Origin of the sequence: Streptomyces sp. SudanB5_2050 (assembly GCF_964272335.1) — a bacterium.
Taxonomy (GTDB): domain Bacteria; phylum Actinomycetota; class Actinomycetes; order Streptomycetales; family Streptomycetaceae; genus Streptomyces; species Streptomyces rochei.
In genome coordinates this window covers 6,030,869-6,049,141 of sequence record NZ_OZ186760.1, presented here as the reverse complement: position 1 = coordinate 6,049,141, position 18,273 = coordinate 6,030,869, and the positions used below count along the sequence as shown (strand labels likewise).

The 18,273-nt window shown below is 74.3% G+C and carries 13 protein-coding genes; 4 read left to right on the top strand and 9 right to left on the bottom strand.

Features of this window, described 5'->3' with window-relative positions; genetic code table 11:
* Positions 1-105 precede the first annotated feature (105 nt).
* Complete coding sequence (locus ACFZP7_RS26920) at positions 106-969, top strand: phosphotransferase enzyme family protein (protein WP_385636255.1); 864 nt, start codon at positions 106-108, stop codon at positions 967-969.
* A 25-nt stretch (positions 970-994) separates the two neighbouring features.
* Here ACFZP7_RS26920 and ACFZP7_RS26915 read toward each other — a convergent pair whose 3' ends face one another.
* Both ACFZP7_RS26915 and ACFZP7_RS26910 read right to left on the bottom strand, forming a co-directional pair.
* Positions 995-1,717, bottom strand: a complete 723-nt coding sequence (locus ACFZP7_RS26915) for a 3'-5' exonuclease (RefSeq protein WP_385636252.1) — start codon at positions 1,715-1,717, stop codon at positions 995-997.
* Positions 1,718-1,833: 116 nt separating this feature from the next.
* The gene (locus ACFZP7_RS26910; protein ID WP_031021281.1) at positions 1,834-3,081 is read right to left on the bottom strand and encodes an SAV2148 family HEPN domain-containing protein; all 1,248 of its coding nucleotides are present in this window, start codon (positions 3,079-3,081) and stop codon (positions 1,834-1,836) included.
* A 378-nt stretch (positions 3,082-3,459) separates the two neighbouring features.
* Here ACFZP7_RS26910 and glgX point away from each other — a divergent pair, with 378 nt between their 5' ends.
* Both glgX and treY read left to right on the top strand, forming a co-directional pair.
* Positions 3,460-5,568: a glycogen debranching protein GlgX gene (gene glgX / locus ACFZP7_RS26905; protein ID WP_385636251.1), complete on the top strand. Its 2,109-nt coding sequence runs from the start codon at positions 3,460-3,462 to the stop codon at positions 5,566-5,568.
* 106 nt (positions 5,569-5,674) lie between these two features.
* Positions 5,675-8,101: a malto-oligosyltrehalose synthase gene (gene treY, locus ACFZP7_RS26900; protein WP_385636248.1), complete on the top strand. Its 2,427-nt coding sequence runs from the start codon at positions 5,675-5,677 to the stop codon at positions 8,099-8,101.
* A gap of 306 nt (positions 8,102-8,407) precedes the next feature.
* On the opposite strand, the gene ACFZP7_RS26895 is transcribed toward treY, so the two are convergent.
* The 3 genes from ACFZP7_RS26895 to ACFZP7_RS26885 form a co-directional block, all read right to left on the bottom strand.
* The gene (locus ACFZP7_RS26895) at positions 8,408-8,869 is read right to left on the bottom strand and encodes an SSI family serine proteinase inhibitor (RefSeq protein ID WP_125537735.1); all 462 of its coding nucleotides are present in this window, start codon (positions 8,867-8,869) and stop codon (positions 8,408-8,410) included.
* Positions 8,866-10,191: a M14 family zinc carboxypeptidase gene (locus tag ACFZP7_RS26890; RefSeq protein WP_385636246.1), complete on the bottom strand. Its 1,326-nt coding sequence runs from the start codon at positions 10,189-10,191 to the stop codon at positions 8,866-8,868. The genes ACFZP7_RS26895 and ACFZP7_RS26890 overlap by 4 nt, the downstream gene beginning before the upstream one ends.
* A gap of 293 nt (positions 10,192-10,484) precedes the next feature.
* Entirely contained in the window at positions 10,485-11,036 is a 552-nt protein-coding gene (locus ACFZP7_RS26885; protein ID WP_019326018.1) for a DUF1707 and FHA domain-containing protein, read from the bottom strand.
* 197 nt (positions 11,037-11,233) lie between these two features.
* Between ACFZP7_RS26885 and treZ the strand changes: the two genes are divergently transcribed.
* Positions 11,234-12,979 carry a malto-oligosyltrehalose trehalohydrolase gene (treZ, locus tag ACFZP7_RS26880; protein ID WP_031022213.1) on the top strand — a complete coding sequence of 582 codons (1,746 nt, stop codon included), beginning with the start codon at positions 11,234-11,236 and terminating at the stop codon, positions 12,977-12,979.
* A 15-nt stretch (positions 12,980-12,994) separates the two neighbouring features.
* Here treZ and ACFZP7_RS26875 read toward each other — a convergent pair whose 3' ends face one another.
* From ACFZP7_RS26875 to cyc2, 4 genes are all read right to left on the bottom strand, one after another.
* Positions 12,995-13,957, bottom strand: coding sequence for an aminoglycoside phosphotransferase family protein (locus tag ACFZP7_RS26875; RefSeq protein WP_385636243.1), 963 nt, complete (start codon positions 13,955-13,957; stop codon positions 12,995-12,997).
* A 55-nt stretch (positions 13,958-14,012) separates the two neighbouring features.
* A complete protein-coding gene (locus ACFZP7_RS26870) occupies positions 14,013-15,143 on the bottom strand; it encodes an aminopeptidase P family protein (protein ID WP_019326015.1) in 1,131 nt (376 codons plus the stop codon).
* Between the two features lie 207 nt (positions 15,144-15,350).
* On the bottom strand, positions 15,351-15,941 hold the full coding sequence (locus ACFZP7_RS26865) for a PDZ domain-containing protein (RefSeq protein WP_046251346.1): 591 nt from the start codon (positions 15,939-15,941) through the stop codon (positions 15,351-15,353).
* A gap of 75 nt (positions 15,942-16,016) precedes the next feature.
* Positions 16,017-18,197 carry a germacradienol/geosmin synthase Cyc2 gene (gene cyc2 / locus ACFZP7_RS26860; RefSeq protein WP_031022222.1) on the bottom strand — a complete coding sequence of 727 codons (2,181 nt, stop codon included), beginning with the start codon at positions 18,195-18,197 and terminating at the stop codon, positions 16,017-16,019.
* Positions 18,198-18,273: the final 76 nt, after the last annotated feature.

The window sequence follows — 18,273 nt, the reverse complement described above, 5'->3', positions numbered from 1 at the left end:
AAGGCGCGGTGCCCCGTCAAGGGCCCTCGCACACGCCCCGACCTGTGCGAATGCGACACTGGCGGACGGATGGCGGGAACCCGGCGGACACGGAGGCAGGAGACGATGGACGAGGCACGGGCGCGGGAGGTGCTGGCCGCGGCGGGGGTGCTGCCCGGCCCGGCGCGGGAGGCGCGGCTGCTCGCCCTCGGCGAGAACGCGGTCTTCGCCGCGGGTGACCTCGTGGTCAAGGTGGGCCGGGACGCGGAACTCCTCGACCGGGCCCGCCGGGAACTGGCCGTCGCGGTGTGGCTGGAAGAGGCCGGCGTGCCGGCGGTGCGGGCGGCCGACCCGACGGCGCTGGTCGTCGACGGGCACCCGGTGACGGTGTGGCGGCGGCTGCCCGACCCGGTGCGGCCCGCCGAGCCGCGGGACGTGGCGGTGCTGCTCCGGCTGGTGCACGAGCTGCCCTCCCCCTCCTTCGGGCTGCCGCCCCGCGAACTGCTGGGCGGAGTGGAACGCTGGCTGCGCCTGGCGGGCGACGTGATCGACCCGGCGGACGCCGCCTATCTGCGCGAGCGGCGGGACGGCTTCGCGTCGGCCGCCGCCGCGCTCACCCCGCACCTGACGCCCGGCCCGATCCACGGCGACGCGCTGCCCCGCAACGTGCACGTCGGTCCCGACGGGCCCGTCCTGGTCGACCTGGAGACCTTCTCCGCCGACCTGCGCGAGCACGATCTGGCGGTGCTCGCGCTCAGCCGGGACCGCTACGGGCTGCCCGCCGAGGCGTACGACGCCTTCACCGCGACCTACGGCTGGGACGTGCGCGAGTGGGACGGGTGCGCGGTGCTGCGCGGCGCCCGGGAGACGGCCAGCTGTGCCTGGGTGGCGCAGCACGCGCCGAGCAACCCCAAGGCGCTGGCGGAGTTCGAGCGCCGGGTGGCGTCGCTGCGGGACGGGGACCCGACGGTGCGGTGGTATCCCTTCTGACCCCGTGCGGGGACCTGGCGCCGGGTCAGACCCGCTCGCCGGCCGGCTCGCGCAGGGGCCATCTGCCGTCCACCACGGCCGCGGCGTCGCCCTTGCGGCGCAGGAAGTTCTGGAAGTCCGCCGCCCACTCGGCGTACCACTCGATCTGGCGGTGGTGCAGGTCGGCCGGGCCGAGGGACGCCACCTTGGGGTGGCGGCCGGCTATCGCGCAGGCCAGCCGGGCGGTGGCGAGGGCGTCCGCGGTGGCGTCGTGGGCGGCGTCGAGCGGGACGCCGTACTCCTTGCAGACCGCTTCGAGGTTGCGCTTGCCGCGGCGGTACCGGTCGACGGAGCGGTCGATGGTGTACGGGTCGATGACGGGGGCCGGGTCCCGGCCGCCCAGCCGGTCGCGCAGGGACGGCAGGCCGTGGCGCCGCAGCTCGGCGGAGAGCAGGGTGAGGTCGAAAGCCGCGTTGTAGGCGACGACCGGGACGCCCGTCCTCCAGTAGGACGCGAGCACCCCGGCGATGGCGTCCGCGACCTGATCGGCGGGGCGGCCCTCGGCGGTGGCCCGCTCATTGCTGATGCCGTGCACCGCCACCGCGTCCGCCGGGATCTCCACACCGGGGTCGGCCAGCCACTCCCGGCGGCCCAGCGGCTGCCCGCCCCTGACCTCGATCACGGCCCCCGTGACGATGCGCGCCTCGCGCGGATCGGTGCCCGTCGTCTCCAGGTCGAAGCCGATCAGCAGCTCCCGGTGCCAGCCCATGGGCGGTCCCCCTTCTCGGTGGTGCTTTCCCCCAGTGGCCTCCACCCTCGCACGGGCCACTGACAATCAGAGGATCGCCTTCCGTTTGTGCCGCCGCCCGGCCCCGGGGCCGGCATTCAGGAGACCGGCCGCGAATCCGCCCACATCAGCTCGAACTCCTCACGATAGGTGGAGAAAAGTCCACTTTCTTCCAACTGGTCGGACTTCACGACCCGGCCGCCGTTGCGCCCGTTGCGCAGCACGAGGACCGGCGCCTCCATCCCCCGCGTGCGGCGCAGATAGGACTGCACGACGGCGATGCCGTCCGCGCCGTCGCCGTCGACGAGGTAGGCCGTGAAGCGGGGCGTCTCGTCGAAGACCTGGATCTCGAAGGCGCCCGGGTCGCGCAGCCGCGAGCGCACCCGCCGCATGTGCAGGATGTTCGTCTCCACAGCCCGGCTCAGCTCGCCCCGCTTGATGCCCAGTTCGCGCTCGCGGCGCTTGATGGCGCTGGAGGCCGGGTTCAGGAAGAGCAGCCGCACCCGGCCGCCCGCCTCGGCCATCCGCAGCAGGCGGCGCCCGGAGAAGTTCTGCACGAGCAGGTTGAGGCCGATACCGAGGGCGTCCACCCGCCGCGCCCCGCCGAACAGGTCCTCGGCCGGGAACTGGCGCAGCAGCCGCACCCGGTCCGAGTGCACCGCGACCACGTCGGCGTACCGGTCGCCGACCAGGTTCTCCACCGCGTCCACCGGCAGCCGCCGGGTGGACGGCACGTCGCTGCCCGCGCCCAGCACCTCCAGCAGCCGGGCCGAGGCCCGCTCGGCCTGGTTCAGCACCGCCTCGGACAGCGCCCGGTTGCGGGAGACGACGTTGCGGGCGACCTCCAGCTCGTCCAGGGCCAGTTCCACGTCGCGACGGTCGTCCACGTAGGGCTCGAAGCAGGGCCAGTGCTGGACCATCAGCTCCCGCAGCTGGGGCAGGGTGAGGAAGCTGAGGACGTTGTCGTCGGCCGGATCGAGGAGGTAGCCCTTGCGGCGGCTGACCTCGCGGACGGCGACGGCCCGCTGCACCCACTCCTGCCCGGCGGGCCCGGCGGCGGCGACCACCCAGTCGTCGCCGTGGACGGGCTCGTAGACGGGGCGCAGGACGGCGGCCACCACCGCGCGCAGCCGCTGCTCGACGAGATTGAGCCAGATGTAGGCCCGGCCGGCGCGCTGCGCCCGCGTGCGCACCTCGTGCCAGGCGTCGGTGTCCCAGTCCAGTTCCGGACCGATCGCGCCCGCGTTCATCGGCCGCGCCAGGGACACCGCACCGGGCGGGACGTCCGTGGAGTTCCCCTGCTGACCGTCGTCACCAGGGGGCAGCTCCAGCCCTCCCGAGCCCACCCGCGCACCGCCTTCCGCTCCCTCGGAGCACTCCCGGTCAGACCCCGTCCCAACGATCAAGGAAGGGTACTCCGCGAGGGGTGCGCGGTGCAGCCCGATGGGCGGGCCGGTTTTCCCAACATCGGTGGCCCGCAAGCGGGTTCCGCCCGGCCGGACACCGGGGAGTGAGCGGATTCATAGCGGTGACGTGGCCGGGTACGGGGAAGGATGCCTCGCGCCCTTCCTCGGGCGCCCGAGGCGCGGAACGCGACGAGAAAGCCCAGGGGGTGGGTAGAAGCACGTACGTGCTAGGTGGTCGCCTCACTTTCGGGGAGACTTCCGGGAGACTCGGAGCCAAGGCGTCCGCACCGGCGCCCCACACCTGAAAGAGTCGTGTCCATGCAGGTCTGGCCTGGAGAGGCATATCCACTCGGCGCCACGTACGACGGCGCCGGCACGAACTTCGCGGTCTTCACCGAGGCCGCCGACCGAGTAGAGCTGTGTCTGCTGCACGACGACGGTTCGGAGACCGCGGTCGAGCTGCGGGAGAGCGACGCGTTCGTACGGCACGCGTATCTGCCGGGCGTGATGCCGGGGCAGCGGTACGGCTACCGCGTGCACGGCCCGTACGCCCCGGAGCGAGGGCTGCGCTGCAACAGCGCCAAGCTGCTCCTCGATCCGTACGCGCGTGCGATCAGCGGGTCGATCCAGTGGGGTGAGGAGGTGTACGGCTACCACTTCGGCGAACCCGAACGGCGCAACGACCTCGACTCCGCCCCGCACACCATGACCTCGGTCGTGGTCAACCCGTACTTCGACTGGGGCGACGACCGGCGCCCCCGGACGGAGTACCACCACACGGTGATCTACGAGGCCCATGTGAAGGGCCTGACGATGCGGCACCCGGGCCTTCCCGAGGAACTGCGCGGCACCTACGCGGCTCTGGCGCACCCGGTGCTGATCGAGCACCTGACCGAGCTGGGGGTGACCGCGCTGGAGCTGATGCCCGTGCACCAGTTCGTCAACGACCACCGGCTGGTCGACATGGGCCTGAACAACTACTGGGGCTACAACACCATCGGCTTCTTCGCCCCGCACAACGCGTACGCCTCCTGGGGCGACCGCGGCCAGCAGGTGCTGGAGTTCAAGTCGGCGGTGAAGGCGCTGCACGAGGCCGGGATCGAGGTGATCCTCGACGTGGTCTACAACCACACCGCCGAGGGCAATCACCTGGGCCCCACCCTGTCCTTCAAGGGCCTCGACAACCCTTCCTACTACCGGCTGACCGACGACCCGCGCTACTACATGGACACCACGGGCACCGGGAACTCGCTGCTCATGCGGTCCCCGCACGTGCTCCAGATGATCATGGACTCGCTGCGGTACTGGGTCACCGAGATGCACGTCGACGGCTTCCGCTTCGACCTCGCGGCGACGCTGGCCCGGCAGTTCCACGAGGTGGACCGGCTGTCGTCGTTCTTCGACCTGGTGCAGCAGGACCCCGTCGTCTCGCAGGTGAAGCTGATCGCCGAGCCGTGGGACGTGGGCGAGGGCGGCTACCAGGTCGGCAACTTCCCGCCCCTGTGGACCGAGTGGAACGGGAAGTACCGGGACACGGTGCGCGACCTGTGGCGCGGCGAGCCGCGCACGCTGGCGGAGTTCGCCTCCCGGCTGACCGGCTCCTCCGACCTGTACCAGGACGACGGCCGCCGCCCGCTGGCCTCGATCAACTTCGTGACCTGCCACGACGGCTTCACGCTGCACGACATGGTGTCGTACAACGAGAAGCACAACCACGCCAACGGGGAGGACAACCGCGACGGCGAGAGCCACAACCGGTCGTGGAACTGCGGCGCCGAGGGCGAGACCGACGACCCGGCGGTGCTGGAGCTGCGGGCCCGGCAGATGCGCAACTTCATCGCCACCCTGCTGCTCTCCCAGGGCGTGCCGATGATCAGCCACGGCGACGAGTTCGCCCGCACCCAGCGGGGCAACAACAACGCCTACTGCCAGGACAACGAGCTGGCGTGGGTCAGCTGGCCCGAGGAGGACCCGGACCTGCTGCGGTTCACCCGCGCGATGGTGTGGCTGCGCAAGGACCACCCGGTCTTCCGCAGGCGGCGCTTCTTCCACGGGCGGCCCGTGGAGGGCACCCACGACGAGCTGTCGGACATCGCCTGGTTCACGCCCGAGGGCGGTGAGATGGCCCAACGGGACTGGAACTCCGCGCGGGCGTCGGCCCTCACCGTGTTCCTCAACGGCAACGCGATCTCCGAGCCCGGCGCGCGCGGGGAGCGCATCGCCGACGACTCGTTCCTGCTGATGTTCAACGCGTCGCCGAAGTCGCTGGACTTCGTGGTGCCGGTCGACCACGGCCGGCAGTGGGAGGTGGTCGTCGACACCTCGCGGACGGACGGGCTGCCCTCGGAGACGGGGGTGAAGGTGCAGGCCGGTGACCGGCTCACCCTGGTGGACCGGAGCCTGACGGTGCTGCGGCGGCCCGTCTAGAGGGCGCGCCCGCACGGGTGCGGGGCGCGTCCCTCACGGGCGTGCCCGGCACCCGTGCAGGGGGGCCGGTGACACGAAAGGCGGCCGGGCGGGTACGTAGCTCTCCATGACGCCTGAGCGACCCGACCCGGTGCTGTCCTCCCCTCCCTCGCCTCCCGCCCCTCTCTCCTCCCCTCCTCCCGTCGCCACCTACCGGCTGCAGCTGCAGCCGGCCTTCCCCTTCTCGGCCGCGGCGGCGGCCGTGCCGTACCTCGCCTCCCTCGGGGTGTCCCACCTGCACCTGTCCCCCGTCCTGGAGGCGGTGCCGGGCTCGCCGCACGGCTACGACGTCGTGGACCACGCGCGCGTGCGCGAGGAGCTGGGCGGCGAGGAGGGGCTGCGGGCGCTGGCGCGCACCGCGCGGGAGCACGGTCTGGGCCTGGTGCTGGACATCGTGCCGAACCACATGGCGATGTCCCCCCGGCACAACCGCGCCCTGTGGGAGGTGCTGCGCGAGGGCCCGAAGTCGCCGTACGCGCGGTGGTTCGACATCGACTGGGAGGCGCAGGGCGGACAGCTGCTGGTACCGGTGCTGGGGGCGCCCGTCGGCCAGGTGCTGAAGGACCTGCGGGTCGAGGGGGACGTCCTGCGGTACCACGAGCACGCCTTCCCGCTGCGGGAGGGCACGGCGGACCTGCCGCTGCCGCAGCTCCTGGACGCGCAGTGGTACCGCCCGGTCTGGTGGCGGCTGGCCCGCACCGAGCTGAACTACCGGCGGTTCTTCAGCATCTCCGAGCTGATCGGCGTCCGCGTGGAGGACCCGGAGGTGTTCGAGGCCACGCACGCCACGGTGCTGCGGCTGCTGCACGAGGGCCTGGTCGACGGGCTGCGGGTCGACCACCCCGACGGCCTCGCCGACCCCGACACCTACCTGGCGCGGCTGCACGAGGCGAGCGGCGGCCGGTGGACGGTCGTGGAGAAGATCCTGGCGGACGGCGAGCGGCTGCCGGCCGCCTGGCCCGTCGCGGGCACGACCGGGTACGACGCGCTGCGGCACCTGGACGGGCTCTTCACGGACCCCGCCGGGCACGGTGAGCTGCTCGACCGGTACCGGGCATTCGCGGCCCCGCGGACGGACCGGGGCGGGGACTGGGCGGCGACGGTGCGGCGGGCGGCGTACAAGGTGCTCACGCACGAGCTGGCCGCCGAGACGGACCGGCTGACGCGGGTGGCGCACCGGCTGTGCGTCGCCTCCCCGGAGCCCGCGCTGCGCGACCGGGCGCCGTGGGCGCTGCGCACGGCGCTGCGCGAGCTGCTGGTGCGACTGGAGGTGTACCGGCCGTACGCCTCGGTGGACGCCGCGTCCGTCGTCACCGAGGAGGCGGCGGCCGAGGCGCGGCTCGCCTTCGCGGTGCCCGAGGAGGCCGGGGCGGTGGACGTCGTACGGGACCTGCTGCTCGGGCGGTACGGGGACGGGCCCGAGCACGTGGAGTTCCGGACGCGGTTCGCGCAGACGGCGTCGGCGCTGCGCGCGAAGTCGGTGGAGGACACCGCGTTCTACCGGTACGTGCCGCTGCTGTCGGCGACCGAGGTGGGCGGCGACCCGGGAAGGCCGGCCCTGACGCCGGAGGAGTTCCACGCCTACTGCGCCCGCGTGCAGCGCGACTGGCCCACCACCGGCACGGTGGTGTCGACCCACGACACCAAGCGCAGCGCCGATGTGCGGGCCGCGCTCGCGGTGCTCACCCAGTGCCCCGGACGGTGGGCCGACGTCCTCACCGAGGTGACCCGCACGGGTGACGGCGTACCGGACGCCCAGCTGGCGTGGGCGGCCTGGCAGACGGTGTTCGGGCTGGGACCGGCGGACGGTGACCGGGTGCGGGACGCGCTGCTGAAACACGTGCGCGAGGCGGGGATGTACACCAGCTGGACGGAGCAGGAGCCCTCGTACGAGGAGGCGGTGGCCCGGTTCGTGACGGCGGGTCCCTGCGGAGCGCCGGGCGAGCGGGTGACCGCCCTGCGCGCCGCGCTGGAACCGCACGTCCGGGCCAACGTCCTCGGCACGGCGCTGACGCACCTGACGATGCCGGGGGTGCCGGACCTCTACCAGGGCACCGAGCGGGAGTACCTGGCCCTGGTGGACCCGGACAACCGCCGGGCGGTCGACTTCCCGCCGGCCGGCCCCGCCGGGGACGACCGGTCGGGGAAGACCGCGGTGACCCGGGCGGCGCTGGCGCTGCGCGCGCGGCGGCCCGCTGTCTTCGGCGAAACGGCGACCTACGAGCCGCTGGCCGCCGAGGGCCCCTCGGCGGCGCACTGCGTGGCCTTCGTGCGCTCGGGCGAGGCCCTGACGGCCGTGACCCGGCTGTCGCTGCGGCTGGCGGAGGCGGGCGGCTGGCACGACACCACCCTGCCGCTGCCACCCGGCCGGTGGACCGACGTGCTGACACCCGGACGGGAGTTCACCGGGCACGCCCGCCTGGCGGACCTCTTCACCGAGCTACCGGTGGCGCTGCTGGAGCGGGCGGGGACGGAGGACGGGGCCGGGGGCTGAGCGGCGGGCCGCCGGCACGGCTTCCCGTCGGCCGCCCCGCGCGGAGCCGGAGTCAGGTGCGCACGGGGGCGGCTGTGCCGTCGCAGACGTGGGCCCCAGCCGCCGTCACGGGGGTGGCGTCACGGGGGGCCGTCGTGGTGGCGGGGCCGGTCGCCGCCGGGACCGGCCGGGCCGCGCGGAGCGGGTCGGCGCAGGCCCCGGCGACGCCGGTGGGCGGTACGCGGGGGCGAGGCGTTCCTGACCCTGGCGGGCCGGGGGCTGCACGAGCGGTGCCCCGGCCCGGTCGGCCCCCGTCCGCCGTACGGCTCAGTCTTCCGCGTCCCACGCGAACAGCGCGCCCGTCCGTGCCGCCATCACGCATGCGTTGGGGAAGGTCCGCGTGTAGTCGACCGGCTGTCCCCGCCACTGTCCGCGCGCCTGGGCGGTCACCGGTGCGTGGATCATCGGGCAGAGGGTCTCGCGCGCCGGGATGTCGGCGATGCGGCCGTGTGCCGCGTCCAGTTCCGCGCAGGCCCGCTCGGCCCGGGCGTGGCCGCTGGGCGGGTCGCACCGGAGCAGGGCACCGCGGGCGGCGCCGGGCCGGTCGCCCGCGGGGGTGCCGGGTCGGATGCCCGCGGGGGCGCCGTCCCGGGTGACGGTGAGCAGGAGCCAGTCGGCGGACCGTGCCGGCTCGGTGGCCGCCCGCGCCGGGGCGGCGCCGGCGAGCAGGAGCGCGGCGGCCGTCAGGAGTGCGGCACGGCCCGCCGCGGTGGTGAGGATGTGGTTCATTCCCGGTGCATCGGCACCGCGGCCCCCGGACCCCAGCCCGGCTCACCCGAACGGGAGCCCGCGGTGGGGCGCCGGCCGGCCAGTTCGAACGCGGCGAGGACGACCCGGGTCTGGTACTCCACCTGCCGCGCGACCGGTATCCAGCGGGCCGCGCAGCCGTCCCGGTAGTCGGCGCAGCCCTCGTCGACGAGCCGTTCCACCTCGGGCAGGACGCCCGCCGGATCGCCGCCGGTACGGGTCACCAGCTGGTGCAGCAGGCCCGCCGTCCGCAGGGACAGGCGCCGGCCGGCCAGGCGCAGGGCGACCAGGTGGGCGTTGCTCATCGGCGGCAGGGACCGGCCCGTCCCGTCGTCGGTGTCGGGGTCCCAGGCGTCGGCGAGCCGGGGGCAGACCAGGAGGTAGTCGTCGACCGGTGCGAGGAGGTGGGCCGCGTCCGGGTCGGTGGCGAGATGCGGCCGTACGCGGGCCAGGACGCGCCGCAGGCGCCGGGTGTCGTCGCGCAGGGAGCGGCTCACCGCGCGGAGCACCCCGTCCCGGTCGGCGGGGGGCGAGCCGTCCGACACGGCGGCCACACCCCACATCGGCGCCTCGACGACCGCGGTGACGGTGCCGTACCGCTGCGGGTGGCACCAGGTCGAGTCGACGGCCGCCTCGGTGATGGCGGCGGTGAGGTCGCCGAGCCGGGGCGGCGGTATGCGGTAGACGGCGGGGCCGAGGCCGGGCCAGTACAGGGTGTCGTAGGCGCCGAGTTCGCGGGGGACGCCGAGCCGGGCCGCGGTGTGCGCGATGCGCTGGGCGAGGCCCGGGAGGTCGTGGGTCACCTCGACGAAGCCGCCGCCGACGTCGACGCCGTGCAGGGAGCACTGGAGGAACGGCCGGAGTTCGTCCTGGAGGGCGAGCAGGGTGCGGGTCTCCGGGAGCGCGGCGTGGTCCGGGCCGTCGGGCAGCCACTCGGGCTGCTCCAGGAAGCCGGGCCGGAAGAAGTTCCGGGCGTAGCGGTCGAGGGTGTACGGGCCGGACAGCCAGCCCTCGTTGCGTCGCAGGCCGTCGGGGTCGGCGCACAGCAGCAGGTTCCAGGTGGCGTCGGCGCCCTCGGTGAGCCGGGGGTCGGCCAGGGCCCGTTCGGCGAGCCGCATGACGGTGGCGCCGCCCACGGGTTCGTTGGCGTGCGGTCCGGCGACCACCAGGGCGTGCCGGCTGCCGTGGCCGACGGAGAGCAGCAGCAGCGGGGTGCCCGCGCGGGAGGTGCCGACACGGCGCAGCCGGGCGTGCCGGGGGTGGCGGGCGGCGAGTGCGGCCGCCCGGGCGCCCAGCTCGTCCACGGTCGGGTAGCGCAGGAGGGGCGGCAGGGCACACCTCCACGATGCGGGCCGTCGGTTCACCTGGCGTGCGCGGTGTACGCACAGTCAGTCACGAGTTGCGGGGTACGTCAACACCATGAGAAGCAAAGGGATTTGTCCCGCCGGGGCGGTCCCACCGGCGGGTTCGACACCGAGTGAACCCCAGGCCAGAGCTGCCGAGCCGGCCCCACGGCCCCGCGCCGTTCGGGTCACCGCCCGGGGCACCGCTCGGCTCGCGGATCAGTTCGCCGCTCGGCTCGGGATCAGTTCGCCGATCAGTTCGACGCGAGGCGGAAGGCCATCTGCCCGAAGCCGATCTGGTCGCCCTCGCGGACCACGGCCGCGCCGATGACCCGCCGTCCGTTGACGGTCGTGCCGTTGGTGGAGCCCAGATCGCGCAGCACCCACATGCCGCCCTGCCGGCTCAGCTCGGCGTGCACCCGGGAGACCGTCTCGTGGGACAGCCGCAGCCCGTTCTCCGGGTCGCGCCCTATCCGCAGCGGTTGGCCGGCGCCGGGGAGCGGCAGCAGCAGCTTGGGCAGCCGCTCGGCCTGCCAGGCCCGGCGCAGCCGTACCCCGAATCCGGAGACCGCCTCCACACTGCCGAACACCAGCCTGGCCAGGCGGCCCTCCGCGTGCAGGTCGGCGGTGAGCAGGGCCAGCTCGTCCGAGCGGCGGGCGGCGAGCGCCAGCTCCATCCTGCGGATGAACGTGTCGTGCGACAGGCGCCCCATGGCGACCCCGTCCCGGAGCACCCGCAGCGCCTTGTCGCGCTCCGCGTCGGAGAGCCGCGCGGGGTACGTGTGGAACTCGAAGGACGACGTCACGCAGGTGATTGTCGGTCAGCCGGGCCCGGGTGTCCAGAAAACGCGAGCACGGGGCCCACGCGCGGGCCCGCCGCCGCCCCTCGTGCCGACGCGTCACGACACCCGGCGCGAACGGGGATTTTCGGCAGCGCGGAGATCGCTTTTGCAGCACCATGGACGGGGCTACATCACGGTGAGCAGACGAAGGGGAACCGTCCGTGCAGTTCGAGGTGTGGGCACCGGGGGCCGGCCGGGTGACGCTGGAGTGCGACGGCGTCACGCGCGCGATGGAACGCGACGGGCAGCGGCCGGGGTGGTGGTGCGCCGAGGCCGAGGCGCGGGACGGCTCGCGGTACGGCTTCGCGGTCGACGACGGGCCGGTGCTGCCGGACCCGCGCTCGCGCAGGCAGCCGGACGGGCCGGACGGGCTGAGCGCGGTGGTCGACCACGGACGGTACGCGTGGCGCGCCGAGTGGGCCGGACGGCCGCTGCCCGGCGCCGTCCTGTACGAGCTGCACGTGGGCACGTTCACCCGCGAGGGCACCCTGGACGCCGCGGCGGACCGGCTGGACCACCTGGCGGGGCTGGGCGTCACCCACGTCGAGCTGATGCCGCTGTGCCCGTTCCCGGGCCGGCACGGGTGGGGCTACGAGGGGGTCTCGCTGTGGGCGGTGCACGAGCCCTACGGCGGGCCCGAGGCGCTGAAGCGGTTCGTCGACCGGGCCCACGAACGGGGTCTGGGCGTGGTCCTCGACGTGGTCCACAACCATCTGGGCCCCTCCGGCAACTACCTGCCGGTCTTCGGCCCGTACTTCACCGACACCCACCACACGCCCTGGGGCGTCGCCGTCAACCTGGACGCGCCCGGCTCGGACGAGGTGCGGGCCTACCTCGTGGAGAGCGCGCTGGCGTGGCTGCGCGACTACCGCCTCGACGGACTGCGCCTGGACGCGGTGCACGCCCTGGTCGACACGCGCGCGTGCCACTTCCTGGAGGAACTGTCGACGGCGGTGGACTCCCTCGCCGCCGACCTGGACCGCCCGCTCTTCCTGATCGCCGAGTCCGACCTCAACGACCCGCGGATCATCACCCCGCGCGCGGAGGGCGGCCTCGGTGTGCACGCCCAGTGGAACGATGACTTCCACCATGCCCTGCACGCCGCGCTGACCGGGGAGTCGCAGGGCTACTACGCCGACTTCGCGCGCGATCCGTTCGCGGCGCTCGCCAAGACCCTGACCAGGGGCTACTTCCACGACGGCACCTGGTCCAGCTTCCGGGGCCGCGGGCACGGCCGCCCGCTGGACCGCAGCCGCACGGCCGCGCACCGGCTGACCGGCTACAGCCAGACCCACGACCAGGTCGGCAACCGCGCCCAGGGCGACCGCCTGGCCGCGCTGGTCTCCCCCGGTCTCGCGGCCTGCGCGGCCACGCTGACGCTGACCGCGCCGTTCACGCCGATGCTGTTCATGGGCGAGGAGTGGGCGGCGGGCACGCCGTGGCAGTTCTTCACCGACCACACCGACCCGGAGCTGGCCGAGGCGGTGCGCAGCGGCAGGCGGCGGGAGTTCGCCGCGCACGGCTGGAAGGAGGAGGACGTGCCCGACCCGCAGGACCCGGCGACGCGTGAGCGTTCCTGCCTCGACTGGTCCGAGCCGGAACGCCGGCCGCACGCGCGCGTCCTGGACTGGTACCGGCGGCTGATCGCCCTGCGCGCGGAGCACCCCGACCTGACCGACCCCGACCTCGCCGACACCCGGGTGGCGTACGACGGGGAGGCCCGCTGGCTGGCCTTCCGGCGCGGTGACGTCCGGGTGGTCGTCAACCTGGGCACCGAGCCGGCCCAGATCCCGCTGGGCGGCCGCCCCGCCCGCGTACTGGCCGCGTGGGACCCGGTCGAGGCCCCCGGCCCGGACGGAGTGCTGCGGGTGCCGGGCGAGTCGAGCGTGGTGCTCGCACAGGAGTGACGGGCGGGGGTGCGGTCAGGGGGCGGGGGGCGGTGGTCCGTCGTCCGGGTCGTCGCCGCGCAGTTCCGTCACGCGCTCCAGCAGGATCGGTTCCCAGGCGCGGCGCAGCCGGGTGCGCAGCGCGGACAGGGGTGCGCCCTCCGGTGCGGAGGGGCGGCCGGCCAGGGCGTCGGCCAGGTGGACGAGGGCGTCGCAGCGGGCCAGCCACAGGCCGCGCAGACAGGGCCGGGCGCCGTAGCCGGCGAGGGTGGCGGCGCGCACGGCGGCGGGCGAGCCGACGCAGAGCGCGAGGGCGGCGATGTCCTCGGCCGGGTCGCCGAGGACCGCGTCTCCCCAGCCGAGGACGCTGCGCACCCGGCCGTCGACGGCCACCACGAGGTGCTCGCCGGTCAGCCCGTGGTGCACGAGGACCGGCGCCGCGCCGGGCTGGACGCCCAGTTGGGCCGCCGCCGCGCCGGTCAGTCGCTCCGGCCGGGCGGGGTCGAACTCGTCGGCCTCGGCGAGGTGCCGTCCGGCCCGTTCGGCCGACTGCCGCAGCGCCTCCAGCGGGCGCGGGGCGGCGCGGGCCACGCCGAGCGTCTCGGCCTGGCGGACGGGCACCTCGCGCAGCCCGGTGAGCAGCGCGGCCAGGTCCGCCTCGCCCAGCGCCGACACGTCGTGGTCCTCGCCCGACCCGCCGGCCACCTTGGCGTCCAGCGTGTAGGTCAGGCCGGGTGCCCACTCGCCGTGCGCCACGCTGGTCGGCACCGTGACGGGCACATGGGCGCGGACCAGCTCGCGCAGCCGCAGTTCGCGCCGCTGCCGCAGGGCCGCCTCGCGGTCGGGGGCCAGCCGCAGCACGTGCCGGGTGCCGACCCACCAGGTGGCGGGCGCGGCTCCGGACGCGGCCGGCCGGACGTCGCCCTCCGCGGCGGCGCCCAGCAGGGAACGGACCAGTCGGCGGACGGTGTCCGCGGTGGGTGTCGGTGCCTGGGTCATGATCGCGCCGTGGTCTTCCGGTTCTGCCGGGGCGTTCGGGGTCTGTCGTCGCCGGTCACTCGACCACGACCAGCTCCCGGGTGGTGTCGTTGAGGCGCCGGCCGCCCTCCTCGGTGACCGTGACGATGTCCTCGATGCGCACCCCGAAGCGGCCGGGGAGATAGACGCCGGGCTCGACGGAGAAGCACATGCCGGGCACGAGGGGCTGCTCCTCGCCCTCGATCATGTACGGCGGCTCGTGCGTGGTGACGCCGATGCCGTGCCCGGTGCGGTGGATGAAGTACTCGCCGTACCCGGCACCGGCGATGACCGCGCGGGCGGCCCGGTCGACCTCCTGACATGCGACCCCGGGCCGCACCGCCCGGAAACCGGCCTCCTGCGCCTCCCGGACGAGGTCGTGCACCCGGCGCTCCTCCTCGGTGGGCTCGCCCACGTGCACGGTGCGGGAGGTGTCCGAGCCGTAACCGTCCTTCAGGCCGCCGAAGTCGAGGACGACCATGTCGCCGTCCTCGATGACGCGGTCGCCGACCTCGTGGTGGGGATTGGCACCGTTCGGGCCGGAGGCGACGATGGTGAAGTCGACCTGGGAGTGGCCGAACCGCCGCAGCAGATCCGCGAGGTCGGCGGCGACGTCGGACTCCCGGCGCCCGCCGAAGCGCACCTTCCGGATCTCCTCGAAGGCGGCGTCGGCGGCCGCGCCCGCCGCCGCCAGCAGGTCCAGCTCCGCCGTGTCCTTGACGGCACGCAGCATGGGCAGCGCCTCGGTGAGGGAGGCGTACGACGTGCCGGGCAGAGTCCGCTGGAGGGCCAGCAGATGCATCGCCCAGGCGTTGTCGCTGATGCCGAACCGGCCGGTGCCGTCGAGGAGGGCGGCGGTGGCGGCGTACGGGTCCTTGCCGTCGGTCCAGTCGCGCAGGGTCAGGGCCGGCGCGCCGACCGCCTTCGCCGCGTCGGGGGCTTCGAGCGTCGGGACGACGAGCACGGGGTCGCGGCCGGGGACGAGGACGAGGAGGGTGAGCCGCTCCGTGTCGGCGGTGGGGGCGTAGCCCGTGAGCCACACGAGGTCGGGCCCGGGGGCCACCAGGAGCCCGGCCAGGCCCGCGTCGGCGGCCGCTCCCGCGGCGCGCCGCATGCGGGCCCGGTAGTCGTCGGCGGTGAAGGAAGCAGCGGGCGCGCTGCCGGTCATCCGGGCCTCCCAGGGCGACGGGGTGAGGACACTACGAGCAGCATCCTGCCCGCAGTGCGGGGGCGGCGCGAGCCGATTCCCGACGACCGGCCACCGTCGTCGGCGCTCCTCGCGCCGGGGCCGCGGACGAGCCGCCGTCCGCCCGCCGTCCCCGGGCGGCTCCCCGGTCCCGTGCGCACGGTGCGGGGGCGGCGGGACGGCCACCGGTCAGGTGACGACTCCCGGCACGACCGTCAGCTGCTGGTAGCCGCCGCTCTCGTGGCGCACCGTGACCTTGACGCCCTTGCCGGGCCGGGCGTCGGCCACGGCCTCGGCGAGGTCGGCCGCCGAGTCGACGCGGGTGGTGCCGAACGCGAGGAGCACATCGCCCCGCACCAGCCCCGCCGCGTATCCCGGGCCGGGCACGTGGACGCCGGTGATCAGGGCGCCCGGCCTCTCGTCGTCCACGGCCTCCACGCCGAGGGTCGCGCCGGGGCGGTCCGGGGAGGCGGACGGGGACGCGCCGGCCGGCGGCCGCGCCGGGGCGGCCGGGCTTCCCGGCGGCTGCTCCGCTCCCGGGGCCCCCGCCTGTTGCCGCAGTTCGGCGAGGCGGCTCATGCCGATCACCGTGGCGCCCACCGTGCCCAGTCCCACACCGGTCAGGAGCAGGGCGGTCGCGGCGAGCAGTCCGAGCAGCAGGGTGGTGAGCCGGCGGCGGCGCCGGTGCCCGCCGGGCGGACGCCGGTCGTCGTCGCACGCGGGGCCGGGCCCCGGGTCCCGGCCGGGCATCGGCTTGGGTCGCAACGCAGTCTGTTCCATGGATCGCCTCCGGCAGGTGATCTACCCGGCGCACCGGCGGGTGACGAGCCACGAAAGAGTGAGACTGACCGGTGGTCAGGGGGTCGGGACCGGGATGCTCCTCGGGACGGGCACGGACGGGGCGCGGTCCGGGAGGAAGCCGTGGGTGCGGCCGGCCAGGTACTCGGCCTTGTAGCGCGGGACGTTCCGGTGCCAGTTGAGGATGCCCGCCATCCAGTTCTGCAGGTCGGTCACATAGCCCCGCATGATCTCCCGTGCCTCGTCGGACAGTTGGAAGTCGTCGTAGACCACGGGCAGTTCGTGGGCGACCACGTGCTCGAACTGTCGCATGCGCTGGTTCATCAGGTCCTGGACGACGCGGAGGGCGTCCGGGTAGTCGACACCGAAGAAGTTCTGCACGACCAGGATCGCGTTGTGGACCTCACCCTCGTACTCGATCTCCTTCTGGTACGAGAAGACGTCGTTGAGGAGGCAGGCGTAGTCGATCGCCGCGTTCTCCAGGGACCGCACCGGACCGGTGCGGTAGACCTCGGGCGGGACGGCCGGTCCGTGGCCGGCGCGGCACAGGCCCAGGGTCAGGTCGGAGCCGAAGGTGGCGCGTCGCATCTCCAGGTAGTCCACCGGGTCGGGGACGCGGTTCTGGATCTGGTTGGCCAGCTCCCACACCCACGCCTCGGTCATCGTGTCGACGGCCGCCTTCAGCGGGCGCCGCTCCTCGGGCGTCATGCCGGCCGTGGTGCGGGCCCACAGGTCGATCAGCGAGCGCTCCATGGCGTTGGCCGGCGGCGGGACCGGCTCACCGTCGAGCGGCATGCAGGCGGACAGGCGGGCGGTGGTCAGCCGGGCGGCGGCCAGGTCGCGCCGGTGGCCGTAGACCAGCGGGTAGTAGTCGTCGCCGTAGGTGCCGAAGGCGAGCCAGCCGGAGGCGAGATTCAGCTGCTCCTGGGTGGCGTCGGGGTCGAGACCGGCGGCGCACAGCGGGAGGTCGCAGCTGGCGAGCTTGTCCTCGTCCCAGACCCCCTCACTGAGGAAGCCGATCGCCCGTGACCACTCGAACAGGTGCCGCCGGGCGCCCTCCAGGGCGGGGCTCAGCTCCAGCGGGTACGGCATGCGGATGTCGGGGATGACCGACGGGCCGACCTTCCGGAAGGGCACGTGGGTGTAGGGGCGCACCCGCTCGGAGGCGGCCCGGGCGAGCAGCGCCCCGACGTCCGCCGCGGAGGTGCCCGGGCCGGTGAGCGTCTCCCAGGGGGCGCCGGGCCGGGCGCCCTCGTTCATGTACCTGCTGGAGCGCATGTGCCATTCGTGGCCGCCGGACTGCCAGTCCTGGAGGCCCTTCGCGTACGCCCCCACGGCGGCGACCTCGGCCGGGGTCAGGCCCTGCTCCAGGGCGACGGCCGGCACTTCGGTGAACGCGGTGTGCTCGAACTGGTGCAGCCGGGAGGTGAGGACGTCGTTGACCAGGTCGGCGGCCTCCTGGGTGGTGCAGCCGAAGAAGGTCTCCAGCACCAGCACCCCGTTGCTCAGCTCGCCCTCGTCCTCGACCTCCCGCTGGTAGGAGAAGAGGTCGTTGCGCAGGTGCACGGCGTCGGAGAACGTCTCCATCAGCACCCTGAGCGGCCTGGTACCGGCGACGGCGGCGGGCACCTCGGCGGTCGCGTACTCCACGAGCCCGGCCGACCAGGGGGCGCCGCCGACCTTGCGGCGCATCTCGATGTACTCGACCGGGTTGGCGATCCGGCCCTCGTTGATGTTGGACAGCTCCCACAGGGACTCGTTGAGCAGGTGCTCGGTGGCGACCGCGAAGCGGCGCCGCCAGTCCGCCGACATGGCCGGCACCGTGCGCCGCCACAGGTCGGCGAGGCCGGCCTCGACCGGGTTCTCCGGCTCGGGCATGCCGGTGTCGAGGTCGAGGGGCATGAAGAGGGGGAGCCGGTCCAGATGGGCCTTGCCGGCGACGCGGTCCTGGCTGCGCTTGAACTTCTCCAGGAAGTGGTCGTCGAAGAAGAAGACCCACACGTACCAGTCGGTGATCAGGGAGAGAGCCGGTCCGTCGCAGTCGGGGTGGGTGTAGGCGCAGAGCAGGCCGTAGTCGTGTGCGTCGAGGTCGGCTTGGTCCCAGACCCCGGAGCCCTCCAGCATCCCCATCTCGCGCGCCCACGTCGTCGAGTGGGCGCGCGCCTCGTCGAGATGCGGATTGAGCCGCGCCGGGTGCGGCAGGTAGAAGTGCGGCAGTTCGAACGGCTGTTGCGTCATGGCCGGGCACTACCCACGGCCCGTCGGACGCATCCTCCCGCCGGGACATGATCACACCATCGCGTGAATCAGGGGG